Source organism: Pseudomonas akapageensis (assembly GCF_011355085.1).
GTDB lineage: Bacteria > Pseudomonadota > Gammaproteobacteria > Pseudomonadales > Pseudomonadaceae > Aquipseudomonas > Aquipseudomonas akapageensis.
Genome location: NZ_VXCP01000045.1, coordinates 60,883 through 80,538, shown reverse-complemented (window position 1 = coordinate 80,538; position 19,656 = coordinate 60,883). Strand labels below are relative to the sequence as shown.

Annotated in this window: 14 protein-coding genes and 1 pseudogene; 11 read left to right on the top strand and 4 right to left on the bottom strand. The window is 61.0% G+C overall.

The features are described from left to right. Positions 1-125: 125 nt before the first annotated feature. Both F2S13_RS24990 and F2S13_RS24985 read right to left on the bottom strand, forming a co-directional pair. A complete protein-coding gene (locus tag F2S13_RS24990; RefSeq protein ID WP_166365923.1) occupies positions 126-914 on the bottom strand; it encodes an ABC transporter substrate-binding protein in 789 nt (262 codons plus the stop codon). 12 nt (positions 915-926) lie between these two features. Continuing rightward, positions 927-2,108, bottom strand: coding sequence for a M20 aminoacylase family protein (locus tag F2S13_RS24985; RefSeq protein WP_166365921.1), 1,182 nt, complete (start codon positions 2,106-2,108; stop codon positions 927-929). A gap of 92 nt (positions 2,109-2,200) precedes the next feature. On the opposite strand from F2S13_RS24985, the gene F2S13_RS24980 reads away from it, so the two are divergent. Continuing rightward, positions 2,201-3,190, top strand: a complete 990-nt coding sequence (locus tag F2S13_RS24980) for a LysR family transcriptional regulator (RefSeq protein WP_166365919.1) — start codon at positions 2,201-2,203, stop codon at positions 3,188-3,190. Positions 3,191-3,232: 42 nt separating this feature from the next. Here F2S13_RS24980 and F2S13_RS24975 read toward each other — a convergent pair whose 3' ends face one another. Then, positions 3,233-5,596: a DNA polymerase II gene (locus F2S13_RS24975; protein WP_166365917.1), complete on the bottom strand. Its 2,364-nt coding sequence runs from the start codon at positions 5,594-5,596 to the stop codon at positions 3,233-3,235. A 170-nt stretch (positions 5,597-5,766) separates the two neighbouring features. On the opposite strand from F2S13_RS24975, the gene F2S13_RS24970 reads away from it, so the two are divergent. Together F2S13_RS24970 and F2S13_RS24965 are read left to right on the top strand one after the other, a co-directional pair. Further along, on the top strand, positions 5,767-5,988 hold the full coding sequence (locus F2S13_RS24970; RefSeq protein ID WP_166365915.1) for a hypothetical protein: 222 nt from the start codon (positions 5,767-5,769) through the stop codon (positions 5,986-5,988). 218 nt (positions 5,989-6,206) lie between these two features. After that, positions 6,207-6,710: an anthrone oxygenase family protein gene (locus tag F2S13_RS24965; protein ID WP_166365913.1), complete on the top strand. Its 504-nt coding sequence runs from the start codon at positions 6,207-6,209 to the stop codon at positions 6,708-6,710. 126 nt (positions 6,711-6,836) lie between these two features. On the opposite strand, the gene F2S13_RS24960 is transcribed toward F2S13_RS24965, so the two are convergent. Continuing rightward, the gene (locus F2S13_RS24960; RefSeq protein WP_166365911.1) at positions 6,837-7,736 is read right to left on the bottom strand and encodes a LysR substrate-binding domain-containing protein; all 900 of its coding nucleotides are present in this window, start codon (positions 7,734-7,736) and stop codon (positions 6,837-6,839) included. Between the two features lie 228 nt (positions 7,737-7,964). On the opposite strand from F2S13_RS24960, the gene F2S13_RS24955 reads away from it, so the two are divergent. The 8 genes and pseudogenes from F2S13_RS24955 (at position 7,965) to F2S13_RS24920 (ending at position 19,641) form a co-directional block, all read left to right on the top strand. Then, a complete protein-coding gene (locus F2S13_RS24955) occupies positions 7,965-9,299 on the top strand; it encodes a serine hydrolase domain-containing protein (protein WP_246238001.1) in 1,335 nt (444 codons plus the stop codon). 256 nt (positions 9,300-9,555) lie between these two features. Next, a pseudogene (locus tag F2S13_RS24950) lies at positions 9,556-9,909 on the top strand (phage infection protein); the annotation flags it as partial. A gap of 155 nt (positions 9,910-10,064) precedes the next feature. Further along, positions 10,065-11,579 (top strand): FAD-dependent oxidoreductase, encoded by a 1,515-nt coding sequence (locus tag F2S13_RS24945; protein ID WP_166365905.1) that lies wholly within the window; start codon positions 10,065-10,067, stop codon positions 11,577-11,579. A 33-nt stretch (positions 11,580-11,612) separates the two neighbouring features. Then, positions 11,613-12,482, top strand: a complete 870-nt coding sequence (locus F2S13_RS24940; protein ID WP_166365903.1) for a patatin-like phospholipase family protein — start codon at positions 11,613-11,615, stop codon at positions 12,480-12,482. Between the two features lie 119 nt (positions 12,483-12,601). After that, on the top strand, positions 12,602-12,814 hold the full coding sequence (locus tag F2S13_RS24935; protein WP_166365901.1) for a DUF1059 domain-containing protein: 213 nt from the start codon (positions 12,602-12,604) through the stop codon (positions 12,812-12,814). 165 nt (positions 12,815-12,979) lie between these two features. After that, positions 12,980-17,515, top strand: coding sequence for an NEL-type E3 ubiquitin ligase domain-containing protein (locus F2S13_RS24930; protein WP_166365899.1), 4,536 nt, complete (start codon positions 12,980-12,982; stop codon positions 17,513-17,515). A gap of 73 nt (positions 17,516-17,588) precedes the next feature. Further along, positions 17,589-18,272 (top strand): response regulator transcription factor, encoded by a 684-nt coding sequence (locus F2S13_RS24925; protein ID WP_166365897.1) that lies wholly within the window; start codon positions 17,589-17,591, stop codon positions 18,270-18,272. Further along, entirely contained in the window at positions 18,250-19,641 is a 1,392-nt protein-coding gene (locus F2S13_RS24920) for a sensor histidine kinase (protein WP_166365895.1), read from the top strand. Before F2S13_RS24925 ends, F2S13_RS24920 begins: the two co-directional genes overlap by 23 nt. Positions 19,642-19,656: the final 15 nt, after the last annotated feature.

The window sequence follows — 19,656 nt, the reverse complement described above, 5'->3', positions numbered from 1 at the left end:
GCGACCGCTTCGCGGTCGATCGCGGGCAAGCCCGCTCCCACAAGTTATCGGCCAGGCATACATCTTGTGTACACACCTGAACCCTGTGGGAGCTGGCTTGCCAGCGATGAGGCCGTACCTGCTTACTACTTCACCCCATAAACATCAAAATCAAAATACTTCTGGTTGATCCGCGCATACGTGCCGTTGGCAAGAATGGTCGCCAGAGCCTTGTTCAAATCTTCACGCAAGGCCACGTCGTCCTTGCGCACGCCGATGCCATCGCCCACACCGAAGAAAGTCGGCTCATTCATGGTGTCGCCGGCGAATTCGAAGTCCTTGCCCTGGGCTTTATCCAGAAACCCGTGACTGGCTTGAATCGCCCCCTGCAATGATGCGTCCAGCCGCCCGACCACCAGGTCGGCATAGACCTGGTCCTGGTTCTGATAGGACAGGATTTCGACCCCCTTCGAACCCCAGACGGCTTTTGCATAGGCTTCCTGGGTCGAGCCCTGCTCCACGCCTACGCGTTTGCCCTGGAGTGATTCGACGCTGGGCAGCAAGCCCGAACCGCGCCTGGCCACCAGGCGCGTCGGTGCATTGGAAATCCTGTCGGTGAAGGCAATCTTTTCCATGCGCTTGGGCGTGATGGTCATCGACGAGGCAATGGCATCGAACTTGCGCGCCAGCAGCCCGGGAATCATCCCGTCCCAGCTGCTTTCCACCCAGATGCAACGGGCCTTGAGTTCCTGGCAGAGCGCTTCGGCGATGTCGATGCCGAAACCGGCCAGTTGGCCGTCCTGGTTTTTGTATTCCAGCGGTGGATAGGTCGGATCGACGCCCAGCTTCAGTTCCTTGCCAGACCAGTCGGCCGCCCCGGCCAGGGTCGACGCCGTCAAAAATGCCAGTGAAACAGCCGCAATCATCTTGTTCATTGTTGTTGTCCTCTAGTGGCCCGCAGGGCTCAGAAAGCGTTCGACCAATTTGACCCAGTAACTCGCACCCACCGACAGGCACGCATCGTTGAAGTCATATCCGGGGTTGTGCAGCAAACAACTGCTGTCGCCCTGACCGTTGCCGATCACCAGGTAGCTACCAGGGCATTGCGCCAACATGAAGGCAAAGTCCTCGCTGGCCGTGAACGGCCGCAAGTTGTCGATCAACTGCCCCTCGCCGAGCCAGTCGCGGGCGACCTCGCGGGCAAAGGCGGTTGGTTCCGGGTGGTTGATCAGCACCGGATGGCAATGCTGATAATCGACCTGCACCTGTGCGCCGAAGCTGGCGGCTTGTCCCTGTGCCAGTTCGGTAATCCTCGACTCGAGCACTCGACGCACCTCAGGGGTCAGGGCGCGCACGCTCAAGCGCATCTCGGCGGACGCGGGGATGACATTCGAGGCGACGCCGGCGTGAATGGAACCCACCGTGATGATGGCCATTTCCTGGGGATCGACGTTGCGCGAGACGATGCTTTGCAGCGCCATCACGATGGACGAACACACCACCACCGGGTCGATGGCCTTGTGCGGCACCGCGCCATGGCCGCCAGTGCCGATGACCGTGATGGTCACGCTGTCGGCAGATGCCATGAAGGGTCCGCTGTAGAAACCCAGATGCCCGGCGGGATGCCCCGGTACATTGTGCATGGCAAAAATCGCGTCGCAGGGGAAGCGTTCGAACAGGCCATCTTCGAGCATCTTCCTGGCGCCACCCAGCCCTTCTTCGGCCGGCTGGAAAATCAGGTGAAGCGTGCCCTTGAACCCACGCGATTGCGCCAGGTACTTGCCTGCCGCCAGCAGGGTGGCCGTATGACCGTCGTGGCCGCAGGCATGCATCACACCATCGATGCGGCTGGCGTAGGGCAAGCCGGTGGTTTCCTGGATAGGCAACGCATCCATGTCCGCGCGCAGCCCGAGCGAACGTCCCTCGCCGTTTTTCAGGGTGGCGACCACACCGGTCCTGCCCACCCCGGTGCTGACCTGGAACCCCCACTCGGCCAGGCAAGCGGCCACCAGTTCGCTGGTGTTGAACTCTTCAAAACCCAACTCGGGATGGGCGTGGATGCGTCGGCGCAGGACGATCATTTCATCCTCCAGCGCTGCGATCCCGGGCAGGACGTTGCCGGCATTCATGGTTGTACTCCTCGACAGGTTCAGCGAATCCAGGGCGCTGACGGGTTCGATCTTAGGCAAGCGTCGACATGCTGGGGAGGCGCAGTTTGGTTATGATGACAACCATTCGTTGTCGGGTGGGTAAGCTGATGAAGTTGCATCAACTGCAAGCATTGATCGCCAGCGCCGAGAGCGGCAGCATCCGCGCCGCCGCGCGCTCCCTGGGCATCTCCCAGGCAGCGGTCACCCGTGCCCTGCGCGAGCTGGAAACCGCGCAACAGTTGCCGCTGTTCATCCGCACCCCCAGCGGCCTGAACTTCACCGAATATGGCAAGGTGCTGCTGACCCACGCCAGGCTGGTGCTCAAGCAGCTGGAGCATGCACAGACCGAACTCGACCACTTGCGTGGCCAGGCCAAGGGGCGGCTGTGCGTCGGGATCACGCCCTGGGTCGCCCTGACCTTCCTGCCCGATGTGGTCCTGGCGTTTCGGGCGCGGATGCCGGAGGTCAAGCTGGAGTTGTTCGAGAGCCTGATGGCAGTGGCCCAACCGCTGCTGCGGGATGGCAGCATGGATTTCGCCATCGGTCAGCTGCACCTGTCGCAAGCGACCCAGGAGTTTGCCTGCCAACCCCTGCTCGACTACCAGACCTCGGTGCTGGTGCGCCAGGGCCATCCACGCCAGGGCGTGCGTTCGATCCATGATCTGCTCGACCAGCCATGGACCTTGAACTATGCCCCGGACGGGCACGCTGCGCTCATGCAGGAGCTGTTCTGGAAGCACGGTGCTCAGATCGATGAAGAACGCATCGTGCGCGCCCATTCATTGGCGATGTTGCAGATGTTGGTCGAGCGGGCCGACATGTGTACCTGGGGACCCGCCATCCTCGGTACCGCCCCGCCCTTTCTCGGGCGCCTGGCGTGCCTGCGTCTGGCCGAACAGTTCGAACCCCGGCAGCTGAGCATCGTCACACGTCGCAATGGCGCGCTCAGCAATGCGGCGGTGTGTTTTACCGAGTGCCTGCTGGAGGTCATCAAACGCCATGCCCGTTCGGCGAAAAAGGAAGACCGACAGCTGTTCGAGACCTTGCGCCTGTTGGTTTGAGCCCTCGTTCCCACGCTCTGCGTGGGAACGAGGGCGTAGGGTTTAGAACAACCCCAACTGCCCACCGATCAACGTACTGAAATCATCCTGCACAAACGGCAGGATGGCATCGGCCACCGGCTGCAGCTGACGCGTCACGTAGTGGTCATAGTCGATCGGCGCACTACGGGTCTCCAGCGGCTCGGGCCCGGCGACGGTGATCACATAACTGATCCACCCACCATTCTGGTACTGGCGCGGGCGCCCCTGCTGGTCGTTGTACTGGTCGGCAATGCGCGCCGCGCGCACATGGGGCGGTACGTTGCGCAAGTAGTCGCCCAGTTGCCGGCGCAGGCGCTTGCGGTAGATCAACAGCTCATCGAGTTCACCGGCCAGGGTCCGGCGCACGTAATCGCGCACATAATCCTGGTAAGGCTGGCGATGGAAGATGCGCAGGTACAGCTCCTGCTGGAACTGCCGGGCCAGGGGCGACCAGTCGGTGCGCACGGTTTCCAGGCCCTTGTAGACCATCTCCTCGCTGCCATCGGCCCGCCTGACCAGCCCGGCGTAGCGCTTCTTGCTGCCCTCTTCGGCGCCGCGGATGGTCGGCATCAGAAAACGCCGGAAGTGGGTTTCGAACTGCAGCTCCAGCGCACTTTTCAGGCCGAACTCCCGTTGCAGGTGGTCACGCCACCACTGGTTCACGTGCTGCACCAGCGCACGGCCGATGCGCGTCGCCTCTTCTTCGTCGTGCGCGCCCTTGAGCCAGACGAAGGTGGAGTCGGTGTCGCCGTAGATCACGGCAAACCCCTGGGCTTCGATCAACTGGCGGGTCCTGCGCATGATCTCGTGGCCACGCAGGGTAATGGACGAGGCCAGGCGCGTGTCGAAGAAGCGGCAACCGCTGGAGCCCAGCACGCCGTAGAACGCATTCATGATGATCTTCAGCGCCTGGGAGAGTGGCGGGTTGTGTTCACGCTTGGCCGCCTCCCTGCCCTGCCAGACACGCTCGACAATGGCCGGCAAACAGTGGCGCGTGCGGGAGAAACGCGCCCCGCGAAAACCCGGTACCGACTCGGCGTCGTCAGGATGGCGCAGCCCTTCGATCAGTCCTACCGGATCGATCAGGAATGTGCGGATGATCGACGGGTACAGGCTCTTGTAGTCGAGCACCAGCACCGACTCATACAACCCGGGCCGAGAATCCATCACGAAGCCGCCAGGGCTGGCCTGGGGTGGCTTGTCGCCCAGGTTCGGAGCCACGAAACCCTGGCGATGCATCAGTGGCATGTACAGGTGCGTGAACGCCGCGACCGAGCCACCACTGCGATCGGCGGGCAAGCCGGTGACGGTAGCGCGCTCGAGCAGGAAGGTCAGCAGTTCGGTCCTGGCGAAGATCCGCGTCACCAGCTCGCAATCCTTGAGGTTGTAGCGCGCCAGGGCGGGCTTGTCCTCGGCGAACATGCGGTCGATTTCGTCCATGCGCTGGTACGGGTTATCGATTGACTTGCCCTCGCCCAGCAAGGTTTGCGCGACGTTTTCCAGGCTGAACGAGGGAAAGCTCCAGGTCGCCGAGCGCAGTGCCTCGATCCCGTCGATGATCAGCCGCCCGGCAGCCGCGGCGAAGTAGTGGTTGTTGCGCGCACCATGTTCGCGCCAGCCCATCACATCGCCACCACGACCGAGGCGCAGCGGGACTTTCAGGCGCTGGGCGTGTTCGCGCAATACGCGCAAGTCGAACTGCACCAGATTCCAGCCGATGATCGCATCGGGGTCATGCCGGGCGAGCCAATCGTTGAGTCTTTCCAGCAATTGCCCACGGCTGTCGCAGTAATCGAGCTGAAAATCGACTTCGGCGTCCGTGCCGTTTGCCGGCCCCAGCATGTAGACCTGGCGTTGACCGCAACCTTCGAGCGCAATGGAGTACAGGTCACCGTGGGCGTTGGTCTCGATGTCCAGGGAAACCAGTTTCAGCCGGGGACGGTAGTCCGGTGCCGGCTTCATTTGCGCGTCGAGCAGCGGGCCGTCCGCATTTGGCGTGCCACTGAAGGCCACGGGCGCGGTAATGAAGCGCTCCATCAAGTAGCGTTCCGGCGGGCGGATATCGGCTTCGAAGACATCGATGCCGGCATTTCGCAGCAGGGTCTCGATGTGCATCAACTGCCGGTGCTGCCGGCAATACAGGCCAAGCACGGGCCGATGCTGGAAATCGCACAAATCCAGCGGGCGCAGTTCGACGTCACGCTCGCCGTGCACCAGTGCTTCGACCTGGGCGCGTAGCCCGGCAGGCACAAAGGCCACCGAACTCTGGTATGGAAGGCGGATATGCCGGGGGCCGTCATCGGTTGCCAACCAGAATTCGACTTCCGTGCCGGCAGGCGTATCGCGCCAATGCCGGGTCAACAGGAAGCCTTGCTGTAAATCCACCGCTGCAACCTCGAAATCGCGTTCTATAGCGCGATTCTACTTGCCATCAGTCAGGATTGCGCCTGCATCTGCACGCCACCAGAGCCGCCCGGTTGTTGTACAGGTATACTGCCGCGCCTTGGGCGCCCCTATTGTGTGCGCCGACTACCTTGTACTTCCCGGAGCGTTTCATGTCTGTCGATCACCAGCCGCCTGTCGAACCTACCTCTGAAGAAAGCAGCGGTGACAGCCAGCCCGGCATTCCCGCGTTCAGCTTCCCGTTCAAGCCGGCTGCCTTTGCCGAAGCCTTGAAGCAGAATCAGCCACGCTACCCCGGTGCCGGCAAATCCAATCACGACAAGACCCCGGGCCGCGCGCCGAACGGTACCCGCCGCTCCATGGGTAAACGCTGACCGCTTTGCGGTCAATCGCGGGCAAGCCCGCTCCCACAGGTACGGCGGCGATCCCTGGATTTGCATTTACTCTGTGGGAGCTGCGGTGCGACGACTCGACTTGCCAGCGATGAATCCACCGCCGTACATCGACTAGCTATGCTTGGTGGATGGGCGCAAGGAGTCGAGCAGTTTGTGCCTCGTCAATCCATTGCCCCCATCACGCGAAGGCCAAGCCCATGTCCTTTCTCGACTTATTGCTGTACCTGGTGACCCTCTTCGCAGCCCTGGGCTGCGGCCTCATGGCCGGATTGTTCTACGCCTTCTCCAATTTCGTGATGAAGGCCCTGGCGCAGATCCCTGCACCCAGTGGCATTGCGGCCATGCAGGCGATCAATGTGACGGTGCTCAACCCCATGTTTCTCGCGATATTTCTCAGCACGGCGGCGGCTTGCGGGATTCTGGTCATTTATGCCCTGATAAGTTTGCAGAATCCTGGAAGTTACTTCCTGTTGGCCGCGGGCTTGCTTTACCTGGTCGGTAATGTGGTGGTGACCATGGCCTTCAATGTGCCGCGCAACAATGCGCTGGCCAAGCTCGATGCCTCGAGCTCAGAGGCGGCGGGGTTCTGGGGAGACTATGTGGTGACCTGGACGCGCTGGAACCATGTACGCACGGTGACGGCGGTGGCGGCGCTGGTGTTGCTGATTGTCGGGCTTTGGCGGTTGAAGGCCATGGTTTGAGGTGAATAGGATGGCCTCATCGCTGGCAAGCCAGCTCCCACAGGGAATGTACAACGCCTGCCCCTGTGGGAGCGGGCTTGCCCGCGATGAGGCCCTCACAAACAATAAAAAAACAACAGGCCATCATCAAACAACCGCCCCCGGAAACTCCTCCCGCAACGCACCGGTTATCCAATCGATAAACCAGGCAACGTCCTCGGACACCTCCTGCTGCGGCGTCAATACCTGGTAGCTTTCCAGGTCCATGGCAGCGTCGACACAGCGCACCAGGCTTCCCTCGCTGAGTTGACGCTTGACCAGCACTTCGGTGGCCAAGGCAATGCCATGGCCACGCTGCGCCACGGACAGGGCGATATCATTGCTGACATGGGAGGTGTCGGCATGGACCCGTACGTCGATGTGCTGGGCTGCAAACCAGCTGTTCCACCACTTCCCGTTATCGACATGGACAAGATTGTACTGCGCCAGATCTTCGGGGCTCACGAGATCTTGCATATGGGCAAAATACTCGGGGGAGCACACGGGAAATACCGGGGGACGTATCAATACCGCCTTTACCCCCGAAAACTCGCCGGGCAAGCCAAAGGCAATACCAAGATCGGCCTGCCTGGCATCCACCGCGGTGAAGGAGGCATTGGGCTCGATGGCGATTTTCAGGTCCGGGCGCAACGTGCGCAACAGTTTGATTTGCGGGGTCAGCCAGCGAGACGCAAAGGCCGGCACACAGAGGATTCTCAACCAGCGCTCGTGCTTGAGCTGGTCCATTTCTGTACCGGCGTCCGTGAGTATCTGCAAGGCTTGGGATGTGGCCCGGTAATACTTCTGCCCCGCTTGCGTCAGCGTCACGCCACGAGCGTTGCGGTCGAAGAGTTTTACCCCCAGCCAGTCCTCGAGGATTTTCACATGGCGGCCGATGGCCGGCTGGGTGACATGCAGCGCTTGCGCGGCTGCAACGTAGCTGCCCAGGCGCGCAGCCGCCTCGAAGGCGCGGACGGCGTTGAGCGGAGGAAGCCGGTCTCTGGACATGAACACTTCAGCGCAAGGTATTAGTTTTTTTAATATTAGCCAGTAATTTATTATTCTTTTACAAATAAATCAACCTGCTATTCTCGAGCCAACACCCACTCACCGCACATAACAACAACTTTTTAGAACCACCCCCAAGACGCCATGCAATTAATCAAGCCAGCCAGGTTTGCCTATTCGCATGCCGAGGATTTTATAATGATAAAAAAACAAACAACAAAACAATCATTGAATAAACTTTCCCGCCTGGCGCTGGTTGCCGCCACCATCGGCTTGAGTCAGACATTCACCGTGATGGCTGCCGAGCAAGCGCCCGCGTGCAAGGTACCGGGGTTGCTGGTATGTCCAAAACCCTTCGACCAGACACTGCCAGACCCCAAAAACATGCTGACCTGGGACCAGGATGCTCGAGTCATCGGCTTTCGCAACTCCTACCGTTTGTATGAGGGCGATGTGTTCAGCCCGCAACAGAGCAAGCCATTCCCCCTGCCTGAAGCCAGCGTGAAACTGACCGACATTCATTACTCGATGAATGGCGTCAACTATAATCTCGACAACTATCTGACCAATCAAAGTGCCACCGGTCTATTGATATTAAAAGATGGCAAAGTTGCTTACGAGTATTACGGCAAAGGCAATACGGCGCAAACGCTCTGGACTTCTCGTTCGGTGGCCAAGTCGGTGGTCAGTGTCCTGATCGGCGTGGCAATCAAGGAAGGCAAGATCAAGTCCGTCGACGACCCGATCACAACTTATGTTCCCGAACTCAAAGGCACAGCCTGGGACGGCGTGACCCTGCAACAGTTGATGCAACACACCTCAGGAGTCGCCTGGGACGAAAACTACGCCTCGGCGGATTCGGACTTCTCCCACATGACCCAATGCGAAGCGAAACCGGCACCCTATGACTGTGTGCTGAACCTGGTGAAATCGGTGAAACGCAAGCCGGGGGTCAAGCCGGGCGAGGTCTGGTCGTACAACACCGGTGGTGCATGGCTGGTGGGTCGGGTGCTGGAAAACGCCACCGGCATGACCATTGCCAAGTACCTGGAAAGTCGGGTCTGGAGCCGCTTCGGCATGGAACAGGAAGGCGTCTGGCATGCCCTGGTCAAAGACAAGGTGGACATGGGTGGCCACGGCTTCAATGCCTCGCTGCGAGACTGGGGCCGCTTCGGTCAGTTCGTCATGACCGGCGGGAACCTGCCCTCCGGCGAGAAGATCCTGCCGGATGACTGGGTTGCACGCTCGACCCACTGGACCAAGGCCAAGGGCTCGGTGACCAACTTCGCACCCGAAGGGCAATACGGCTATCAATGGTGGTTCAACGCCCCGGCACCGGATGCCAACGCCGAACCGAAGAAGACCGGCACCAGCAATCAAACCTTCTGGGCCTTGGGTATCTTCGGCCAGACGATTGCGATCAACCCCGCCGAACACCTTGTGGTCGTGCAATGGTCGACCTGGAAACAGGCCGAAACGCCAAGCTCGCTGTATGACGAGCAGGCGCTCTTCGTTAATGCGGTCTCCAATGCGCTCGATGCCAATCGAGTGAGCCAGAACTGATAGCTTGAGCTTGCGCCAGACGGGTTCAGCGACTTGGGTTGGCCCATCTGGCCTCATCGCTGGCAAGCCAGCTCCCACAGAGTTCGACGGTGCTTGATTCTGTGGGAGCTGGCTTGCCAGCGATTCAGGCAACGCGGACCATCTGAACCACCATCACTCGCGTCGATTTCCACCATCGACCCAATGAAATTCTCATAAAAATCCTGTCGGGTAACATCTGCTCCATACCAACCCATAGCACCCGGAGCACACCACCATGAAACGCCAACTCATCCTCAGCTTTGCTTTCTCGGTACTGGCAGCCAACGCTTTCGCTGCTACTTCGGCTCAACCGGTCGTCGCTGAAGGCGGCTTCGATCGCCTGATCGAAAGTCGCGTTGCCGAAGGTGGCTCCGATCGCCTGATTGACCGCCGCGTCGCCGAAGGTGGCTCCGATCGGCTGATTGACCGCCGTGTTGCCGAAGGTGGTTCCGATCGCCTGATCGACCGCCGTGTTGCCGAAGGTGGTTCCGATCGCCTGATCGACCGCCGTGTTGCCGAAGGTGGCTCGGATCGCCTGATCGACCGCCGTGTTGCCGAGGGTGGCTCCGATCGCCTGATCGAACGCCAGGCATGAATTGCCCTTCTGTAGTACCCGCCCCAAAAGCCCGGCCTGACCCGCCGGGCTTTTTTCATTTTTGCGTCGCCTATACTCAATCATCGACAACGCCTCCCTGCACCTGCCAGCTGTAAACCAGCGGATTTTCCATACCAAGGAGCCGCACGATGACTTCCACCAACACCTCCCCCGACGGCCCGGACCTGACCAAAGGCGTTCCGCTGGCCGACATACCGGTCACCGGCGTACTGCCAGGCCATGTCGATGGCAGCCCTGCCCTGCTGGTACGCCTGGATGACGGCCTGCATGCGCTCAGCGGGCACTGCACGCACTACGGTGCGCCACTGGCTGACGGCTTCGTGGTCGGTGATGAGATCCGTTGCCCCTGGCATCACGCCTGCTTCAGCCTGCGCACAGGCGCTGCGCTGCGGGCGCCCGCCTTCGCGGCGCTGACGACCTGGCGTGTGGAGATTGTCGGCCAGACTGCGTTCGTGCGGTCCGGGGAAACGATCAAATCCCCCACACAGTCGCCTGCAGTACAACGCCACCTTGAACGGATCGTGATCATCGGAGGCGGCGCTGCCGGCTTCGCCGCCGCCAATCGGCTGCGCGAGTTGGGGTACCAAGGGGCATTGACGATGCTCAGCGAAGACACCCAGGCGCCCTATGATCGCCCCAATTTGTCCAAGGACTACCTGGCCGGCACCGCCCAGGAAGAATGGATGCCGCTGCAGGGCGCGGATTTTTACGCAGGCCACGCGATAGACCTGCGCCTGGCTTGCAACGTCACCGCAATCGACACCCAGGCTCGCCAGGTACTGACCGCAACGGGTGACTCACTGGGCTATGACGCGCTGCTGATCTCCACCGGCGCACAGCCTCGGCGCTTGCCGATCCCGGGATTCGATCTGCCCAATGTGTTTGTACTGCGCTCGATGGCCGATGCCCAGGCCATTATCCAGGCAAGTCAGGGCGCGACGTCGGTGGCGTTGATCGGCGCAGGCTTCATCGGCATGGAAGCGGCGGCAGCGCTGCGCACGCGCGGGCTCGAAGTGCATGTGGTGGCACCCGAAGAGGTCCCCATGGCGCCTGTGCTGGGCCGCGAACTGGGTGCCTTCATCACCGGGTTGCACAAGGAACAGGGGGTGATTTTCCATCTGGGATCGGCTGTCCAGGGTTTCGATGGCAAGGTACTCACCCTGGCCGACGGCAGCTCGATTGCCACGCAATTACTGCTTCTGGGAACCGGGGTTGCGCCGCGCACGGAGCTGGCGATGGCGGCCGGGCTGGCGGTCAATGACGGCATCCTGGTCGATGCGACGCTACAGACGTCAATCGCCGGCATCTACGCCGCCGGCGATGTAGCCCGCTATTGGCAGGCAGGCGAACAGGTTCGGGTCGAGCACTGGGTTCATGCCCAGCGCCAGGGCCAGGCCGCTGCCGCCAATATGCTTGGCGGCGGGCACGCATTCACCGATGTGCCGTTCTTCTGGACCCATCACTACGGCCTGGACCTGCGCTACACCGGCTTCGCGGGCGGCTGGGATGACGTTCAGATCGACGGCAGCCTGCCCCAGCGAGACTTCACTGCCCGCTTTTTTCGCAAAGGCGCACTGGTCGCGGCGGTATCGGTGGGGCGCGATCTGGAGAACCTGTGCATCGAGGCGGCATTGCATGTTTAAACCAACTGCACTACTCAACCCGTGAGCGACTCCATGACCTCCGCAACCCGCAAGACCGCATTCGTTCTGGCCGGCGGTGGCAGCCTGGGCGCCGTGCAGGTCGGCATGCTCAAGGCGCTGAACCGGGAGCAGATCAGGCCCGATTTTGTCGTCGGCGCCTCGGTTGGGGCGATCAACGCTGCCTACTACGCGGCCGCTCCGGACGAATCCGGCATCGCACGCCTGGAACAGATCTGGATGAACTTGCGCCGCACCGATATCTTTCCATTTTCGGCATTGGGCACCCTGCTTTGCCTGCTCGGCCGGCGCGATCACTTCACGGTGCCCCTGTCCCTGCGCACGCTGATCGCCTCGCAACTTCCCTACAAACGCCTCGAAGATGCCCCATTGCCCTGTCACGTTGTTGCAACGGACGCGCTCGATGGCACCGAGGTCATCCTGTCTTCGGGGGACGTCGAAGAGGCACTGCTTGCCAGCGCGGCCATCCCGGCAGTATTTCCACGCGTGACCATCGCCGGCCAGGCGTTGATAGACGGCTGCGTCTCCAGCAGCACCCCGATCTGCGCGGCGGTTGCCCTGGGGGCGACCCGGCTGGTGATCATCCCGACCGGCACGCCCTGTGTGCTGCAGGCACCGCCCCGCGGCGCGCTGGCCCTGGTGATGCATGCGCTCAATCTAATGGCCATGAGCCGGCTACTTGCCGATGTCGATCGTTTTGCCGATCGATGCGAACTGATCGTGGTTCCACCCTTGTGCCCGTTGGCCGTCAACACCTATGACTTCTCGCAAACCGGTGACCTCATCCGCCGGGCAGAAGCCGCCACCCTCCACTGGCTGGAGGGCGGATTGCAGAACAAGGACCCCCACCACGCCCTGGCTCCCCATCACCACCGCTCCGATTGAGCGATTGGCCTGGCCCCCTGCGATATACTTTAAAGATCAGGGCACTCATGCGACGTGCAACGCATCGAGCGGTCGTTCCTGCAGGCTCCCCCGACCTGCCTTCGCATGAGGAGAACACCATGACCCGCAAATACATCGACTGCCGCGAATTCCCGAGCGACGCCCGTTGCACGGTGGCCATTTCGGCGGACAGCGAAAGCGAATTGCTCGATGCGGCCGCGCAGCATGCGGTCAGCGTGCACAAACACACCGATTCGCCGGAGTTGCGTGCACAACTGAAGACGCTGTTTCACGATGGCACCCCACCGGTCGACGCACCGCGTCGCGGGTAAATAGTTATAGGTTTTGTCTGGACACATGAATTTACGCTGGTCGCTCCATAAACATGACGGAGCGGCCTTATGTTCGACTCGACAAAGCTTGTACAGACCCAAACCGACAACTCTCCGGGCTCAGTACCGCAGGATGAATCTGCGGGGGCCTTCAATGACCGTTTGATGCGACAGAACCTGCCCGCCTGGTTGACCTCAGCCGACCCGGCAGCAGTGAAAGCCTTGAGCGACAGCCTGCTTTTGAGTCATCAGAGTCAAAACAAGGTACGTCAATTGCTCAAGGGGCTGCGTGGCATCCATGAATTCGCCGCACCTCTCCTGACCGAGGCGTTGCGCAAGCAGTTCGGAGACGGGCTGAATATCTACAGCGACTACTACCTGCAGGGCAGGACATTTGTGGTCAAGGATCTCCACCCGGTGGGCAATCGTGATTATCGCAGCGAGAGCTTCAAACAATCTCTGCTGCAAGCGGCGTTGCATAATTTCGAAGCCCGGGAAGACAGTTCCTGGAGCGCTACCGAGTGGCGCCGCCTGGGGCGCAGCGATAACCGTCCATTGCCTGTTCAGATCCAACCCGAACAATTCGTCGACCTGTGCCGTTCACTGGACCTGGGGGCCAAGTATCAGGCGCACTTGAATGCCGTTTTCAACCCGGCTGCCAGTGCACATGAAACGGCAGTTCAAGCGCAGGCGCGCGTCCGCTCGGTTCTCAAGGACAGCATGCGCCATGACCTGGCCGTGGCGGCGTACATCGCGGTCATCAAGCAGCAGATACCCGGGCCGGTGTATCGAATGTTGCTTGAGACCACCGAGCTGAATGCCGATGTGACCCTGGACGGGCTCGTGGTTCGCCACAAGCGCCTGAGCATGCTGGGAGAGCCGCTGTCGAACATCATGCTGTTCGAGACATGGACACCCACAGGCACCTTTGACCTCTATGCCCAGCAGCAGTACCGGCTTTCAACGCTGGTCATGTACATCCCGGATGATCCGCTTTCTCCGCTCAAGACCTTCGCCACCTGGGATGCTTGCGAACTCGACCTGAAGGAGCGTCTCGAGCAAGCGGACTATCGACGCTTTTTCTATCGCTTCGTACAGCGCAAAGACATGCCGAGCTTTTTGCCGGAATTGGAACAGGCGCTCAAGGAAAAGGCCTCTTTGCGTTTGGGTACATACGCCATTACTGGCGACACGTTCGACGAAATGGTCAGGTTGTCGCTGGAAAAAATCATGGTCGATGCTCGCTTCCTGGCCGTGCCGACGGCAGACGAAGACCTCAAGACCCTGCAGAAAAAACGTCAGCAAGCGCAGACGGTAGGCCTGAACCTGTTGAGTGCGGCGTCATTCTTCGTCCCGGGCCTGGCGGAGATCGTGCTGGGAGTGACCGTATTCGAGCTGATGCGTGAGGTGTACCACGGCTACGAGGACTGGCAGGACGGGCACCGACACGAAGCGCTTGCTCGCTTGACCGGCGTGGCGGAGGTTGTGGCCCTGGGTGGATTGATCGGTGTGGCGACGGCAGCCACTTCACGGTTTTTCGAGGAGTTGCTGCCAATTGAACTCGCTGAGGGCCAGAGCCGCTTGTGGCACCTCGACCTGGCACCCTACCAGGTTGATCCGGCACTGATTGCCGAAGCGAGTGAAAGCGAGCAAGGCCTGCTCGACCTTGGCTCCCAGCACTATGTACAAATGGACGGTAAAACCTATTCGGTCTATTTCGAAGAAAACCTGGGCAAATGGCGTATCCGCCACCCGGCCAGGGCGCAGGCCTATGCACCCGTACTTGAGCACAACGGTGCCGGTGCCTGGCGGGCAGTCCTTGAGAACCCTCTGCAATGGCAAGGCAGCCACTACTTGTTCCGACGCCTGGGCACTGGTTTTGCGACGCTTGACAATGAGTCTATCGACCAGGCACTGGCCGTGACGGGGCTGGATGAGACCGCGCTTCGGCAAATTCATCTCTGTAATGCGAAGCCTCCAGGTGCTTTGCTCGACACGATCTCGCGTTTGCAGCTGGATCGACAGGTCAATCGCTTCATCCAACAGCTGGAGACATCGAATCCGACGCTCAGTGCCGAAAGCCTTTTGGCCAACATCCGCACGGACAGTGTGCTCAGCAATATCTGGGATGTGCTCGATGCACAGCAGTCTGCCCCAGGGTCCACAGAAGGCACGAATGAGCCGCATCCTTTGACCGTACGGGACATTACCGCGCGCGCCAAGGTACTACGTCCAACGCTGTTCGACAGCCTGTATAAAGCACGCAACCAACCAGCCCCAGGGGCCGAAGCGACCCTGTGCCGCGACTTCCCGGGACTGCCATTGCCCGTGGCCAGGCAATTGATCGAAACCGCCACCGAAGCCGAACGCGTCCGCTTGACCACCGAGCTACGCGTACCACTGCGCATGGCCGAAGCGGCACAAGAGCACCTGCGTGAAATCCGCCTCAATCGAGCCATTGAAGGGTTCTACCTCGACTCGGTGAGCAATCCGGACACCGAGAAACTCGCGCTGCACCTGCTTGATAAGCTGCCGGACTGGGAAGGCAACACCTGGATCGAGGTGCGCGAGCAATCCTTCGACGGCACGCTGATCGACAGCATCGGCGATGTCTCGGCCACCTGGCGCCCCGTTGTGGTCAAGAACGGCGCTGTGTATCAGGCCTTCGGTGCCGATAGGCAACCTCTCACGTTTTCCATGGACGGACCCGATGGGCTGTACGCCAGCCTGTTGGGCTCGGTGGTCCTTGCCGACACCGAAACCGCGGATGACCTGCGCCTGGCGCTGGCGCAGCTGGCGGCCGAAGACCGCCGGCAAGCCGCACAAATGCTGGGGCAGGCAGCAGAACGCGGCTGGTTCAACGCACCACGGCGCCTGAGCGACAGTCAGCTTGGCTACCCCTTGAGCGGCCGTGGAGCCCCCACGCCGAACAGGACGTCGCTGGTCGATCAGGCTCGTCGACTGTACCCGGACTTTTCCGATAATCAGATCGATAACCTGCTGAGATCACTGCGCATTGGGGGGACCAATGCAAGGACGGCGTTGCTGCGTCGTCAGCATGAATTCGAACGTCTCGACAAGGTACTGAGCCGGTGGGAGCACGAAGCAGTCGCTTCGTCATCACTACAGATGCCTGAACGCGTACAAGTCGGCAACACGCTCAGGCGCTGTTGGCGGCGTCAGGTCCCTCGCCTGGATCGCCCCGACGGCAGCCTGTTGGGCTATCGGTTGAGCCTGGAAGGCAGTCAGATCGGGCAACTGCCAGAATTTCCGGCGGGGACTGACTTCAGCCATGTCGTCGACCTGAATCTGCACAATGCAAATCTGCGTGATGTCCCGCAGGGGTTCATGCAGTGCTTCAGCCGTATTCAATGGCTGGATCTGAGCAACAATGAACTCACCGCGTTACCAACGATGATTGGGCTTATGACCGAACTCAGAGGGCTGAACCTGCAAGCCAATCAAATTCGCCTGAACAGTGCGGATATCGTCACGTTGAGCAGGCTCAGTCGACTCGAAGAGCTCAACCTGAGCCTCAATCCCATTGGTGAAGTACCGGACGTGAGCCACCTCAATTTGTTACGTATCCTGCGTTTGCGTGGTACCCGGATCGATCGCCTGCCCACCGGTTTGCTCAGTCGCCTGGACCTAGTCAGTGTCGACCTGCGCGATAACCTGATTCGGGAACTTCCCGACACCTTGTTCAGCGCGGACCCTCGCCAGGTGCAGCAGATTGTTCTGCACGACAACCCGCTATCCGACACCTCGCTGGAAAGACTCACCGATTACCAGGCGCGGACCGGCGTGGGTTTCAGGGGCCACCGCCATAACCCCTCGCCCGAATCGGCGCGCGCGTACTGGTTGCCCGAGCCCAATGATCCACAGTGGGCACGACGACAGGACCGCTGGAAACGCCTGGCAGCGGAACCTGGATCACAGGACTTCATGCGCCTGTTCGGCGACTTGACCACGACCTCGGACTTCCAGTTAGTCCGTGAAGACCTGACGCGACGCGTCTGGGAAGTCATCGACAAAGCCTCTGCAAACTCGAAGTTGCGCAAGGTTCTGTTCGAGCTGGCAGCCAGCCCTCGAAGTTGCTCGGACAGCGTTCTGCTGAATTTCAGCGCCCTGGAAGTCAAGACGCTGGTGTTCCACGCACTCTGCGAGGCCCTTGAATCAAAGGACTCAAGCGCACTGCTGGTCATTGCCCATGGACTGTTTCGCCTGGAGAAACTGGAGCAGATTGCCCGCCGGGACATCGCCGCCCGCCCTGTCATCGCGGGCGTGCCCGCTGTCGATGAAATAGAGGTCAGTCTTGCTTATCGTACGGGATTGGCCAACCGGCTGGCGTTACCCGGGCAACCCAGGTCGATGCGCTACGAAGCGATTGCCGGGATCTCTGCTGCAGATCTCGATGCCGCCTACGAGGAGGTCCTGACCGCTGAACCTGCGCAGCTGCAGGATTTCATTGCCGAGCGCGATTTCTGGATCGAGTTCCTGGAGAAGAAATACGCCATCGATTTCGCCACCACCGAGCAGCCTTTTCGAGTGCGTGAAAGCGTACTGCTGGAGCAACAGGACGATCTCACCAGCGCCGAATTTGATCAACGCTACCGGGATTTGGGAAAGGCGCGTGAGGAGGCCAAGCGCGCATTGATCAAACGCTTGACCGAGCACGAACAGGCGCCCGAAAGCAGATGAATTTTTCTTTAGAAAGCCATCGGCTTATTCTTGGCACAATGCAGCGACTCGATCCGCTGCCACAGGTGCCCCCATGAACCGCGTACTGACAATCGAAGACGATGCCGTCACCGCACAGGAAATCGTTGCCGAGCTCAGCAGCCACGGCCTGGACGTGGACTGGGTCGCCAATGGCCGTGAAGGCCTGGCCAAGGCCATTGGCGGCAACTATGACGTGATCACCCTGGACCGCATGCTGCCCGAGCTCGACGGCCTGACCATCGTCACCACCTTGCGCAATATCGGCGTGTCCACGCCGATATTGATGATCAGCGCCCTGTCCGATGTGGACGAGCGCGTGCGCGGCCTGCGCGCCGGCGGCGACGACTACCTGACCAAGCCCTTCGCCTCGGACGAAATGGCCGCGCGCGTGGAAGTGCTGCTGCGCCGCCACAACCCGGGAACCGTGCAGAGCACGGCCCTGAAAATCGCCGACCTGGAACTGGACCTGATCACCCACGAAGCCCGGCGTGGCGATCAGACGCTCAACTTGTTGCCCACCGAATACAAGCTGCTGGCCTTCCTGATGCGCAACGCCGGCCAGGTGCTCACGCGGATGATGATCTTCGAGGAAGTCTGGGGCTATCACTTCGACCCGGGCACCAACCTGATCGACGTGCACATCGGACGCCTGCGCAAGAAAATCGACGCCACCGGCCAGCAGCCCCTGATTCGTACCGTAAGGGGCTCCGGCTATGTCATTGCCGAACCCCTCTAAGGGCTGGCATTCGTCCACCAGCCGGTTGCTGGCGCTTTACAGTTTTCTCTTCGTGGCCTGGAGCAGCATCCTGATGGGTGCGCTTTATTTTGAAGTCTCGGACTACCTGAACAAGCTGGCGCGACATTCGCTGCTGCAGCGCCAGCACCTGTTCTCGAACATGCAAGGCGCGCAACTCGACGCCGCCCTCGCCGCGAGCCAGAGCTTCGACCCCCGCGCTTTCGACGCCTACGGGCTGTTCGACAATCAGTTCCGGCATCTCGCCGGACAGATCCGGCAGATCCCTCCCCAGCTGGACCTCAATGGGCATATCCACGAACTGCCCGACTGCATCGACTCCAACGACCCGCAATTGCCCCAGGACAGCTGTGACGCGGTCGCCCAGCGCACCCAGGATGGGCGCTGGCTGGTGCTGGTGCGCGACAACGGCTCGTTGTTCGCGGTGACCCGCATCATCCTGCATGCGTTGCTCTGGGGCGTGTCGCTGACCATCATCCCCGGCATCGCCGGCTGGTACTTGCTGCGGCGGCGCCCGCTGCGGCGAATTCGAGCGATCCAGGCCAGCGCCGAGGCCATTGTCGCCGGCGACCTGACCCGGCGCCTGCCCCTGGCCAACCGCCGCGACGAGTTGGACATGCTGGCGGCCATCGTCAATGCCATGCTCGAACGGATCGAGCGGTTGATGATGGAAGTCAAAGGCGTCTGCGACAACATCGCCCACGACCTGCGCACGCCGCTGACCCGCCTGCGCGCACAGCTTTACCGCATCCAGCAACAAGCCCCGCAGGACTCGGCCCTGAGCCAGCAACTGGACCAGGCCATCGATGAAACCGACACCCTGATGGCGCGCTTTCGCGGCCTGCTGCGTATCTCCGAACTGGAAGACCACCAGCGCCGCGCCGGCTTCCTCCAACTCGACCCCTTGCCCTTGCTGGGTGAATTGCACGACTTCTACCTGCCGCTGGCCGAAGAAGGCTTGATCACCCTGCAATTGCAAACCCCGGACGAACTTCCTGTGCTCTACGGCGACCGCGCCCTGCTCTTCGAAGCCATCGGCAACCTGCTGAGCAACGCCATCAAATTCACCCCGCCCGGTGGCCGGGTGATCCTGCGCGCAAGCAACCAGCAAGGCGGTACCCGCATCGAACTGCACGACAGCGGCCCCGGCATCCCCGAGTCCGAACATGAAGCTGTTTTCAAGCGCTTCTATCGGGCCGAAAATGGTCAGCAACAGAACGGCTTCGGCCTGGGCTTGTCGATCGTGGCAGCGATCGCCAGCCTGCATGGATTTGATCTGAAGGTGGCCAGCAGTGAACTGGGTGGCGCGTGCCTGGTGCTCGATTGCCGGCAGAGCAAGGCGTTGGTGTAAACACAGCCCGAGACG

Bases quoted from the DNA above. Each gene is read 5' to 3' on its own strand.
- F2S13_RS24990 (WP_166365923.1), bottom strand. From the start codon at position 914: ATGAACAAGATGATTGCGGCTGTTTCACTGGCATTTTTGACGGCGTCG.
- F2S13_RS24985 (WP_166365921.1), bottom strand. From the start codon at position 2,108: ATGAATGCCGGCAACGTCCTGCCCGGGATCGCAGCGCTGGAGGATGAA.
- F2S13_RS24980 (WP_166365919.1), top strand. From the start codon at position 2,201: ATGATGACAACCATTCGTTGTCGGGTGGGTAAGCTGATGAAGTTGCAT.
- F2S13_RS24970 (WP_166365915.1), top strand. From the start codon at position 5,767: ATGTCTGTCGATCACCAGCCGCCTGTCGAACCTACCTCTGAAGAAAGC.
- F2S13_RS24965 (WP_166365913.1), top strand. From the start codon at position 6,207: ATGTCCTTTCTCGACTTATTGCTGTACCTGGTGACCCTCTTCGCAGCC.
- F2S13_RS24960 (WP_166365911.1), bottom strand. From the start codon at position 7,736: ATGTCCAGAGACCGGCTTCCTCCGCTCAACGCCGTCCGCGCCTTCGAG.
- F2S13_RS24945 (WP_166365905.1), top strand. From the start codon at position 10,065: ATGACTTCCACCAACACCTCCCCCGACGGCCCGGACCTGACCAAAGGC.
- F2S13_RS24940 (WP_166365903.1), top strand. From the start codon at position 11,613: ATGACCTCCGCAACCCGCAAGACCGCATTCGTTCTGGCCGGCGGTGGC.
- F2S13_RS24935 (WP_166365901.1), top strand. From the start codon at position 12,602: ATGACCCGCAAATACATCGACTGCCGCGAATTCCCGAGCGACGCCCGT.
- F2S13_RS24930 (WP_166365899.1), top strand. From the start codon at position 12,980: ATGCGACAGAACCTGCCCGCCTGGTTGACCTCAGCCGACCCGGCAGCA.
- F2S13_RS24925 (WP_166365897.1), top strand. From the start codon at position 17,589: ATGAACCGCGTACTGACAATCGAAGACGATGCCGTCACCGCACAGGAA.
- F2S13_RS24920 (WP_166365895.1), top strand. From the start codon at position 18,250: ATGTCATTGCCGAACCCCTCTAAGGGCTGGCATTCGTCCACCAGCCGG.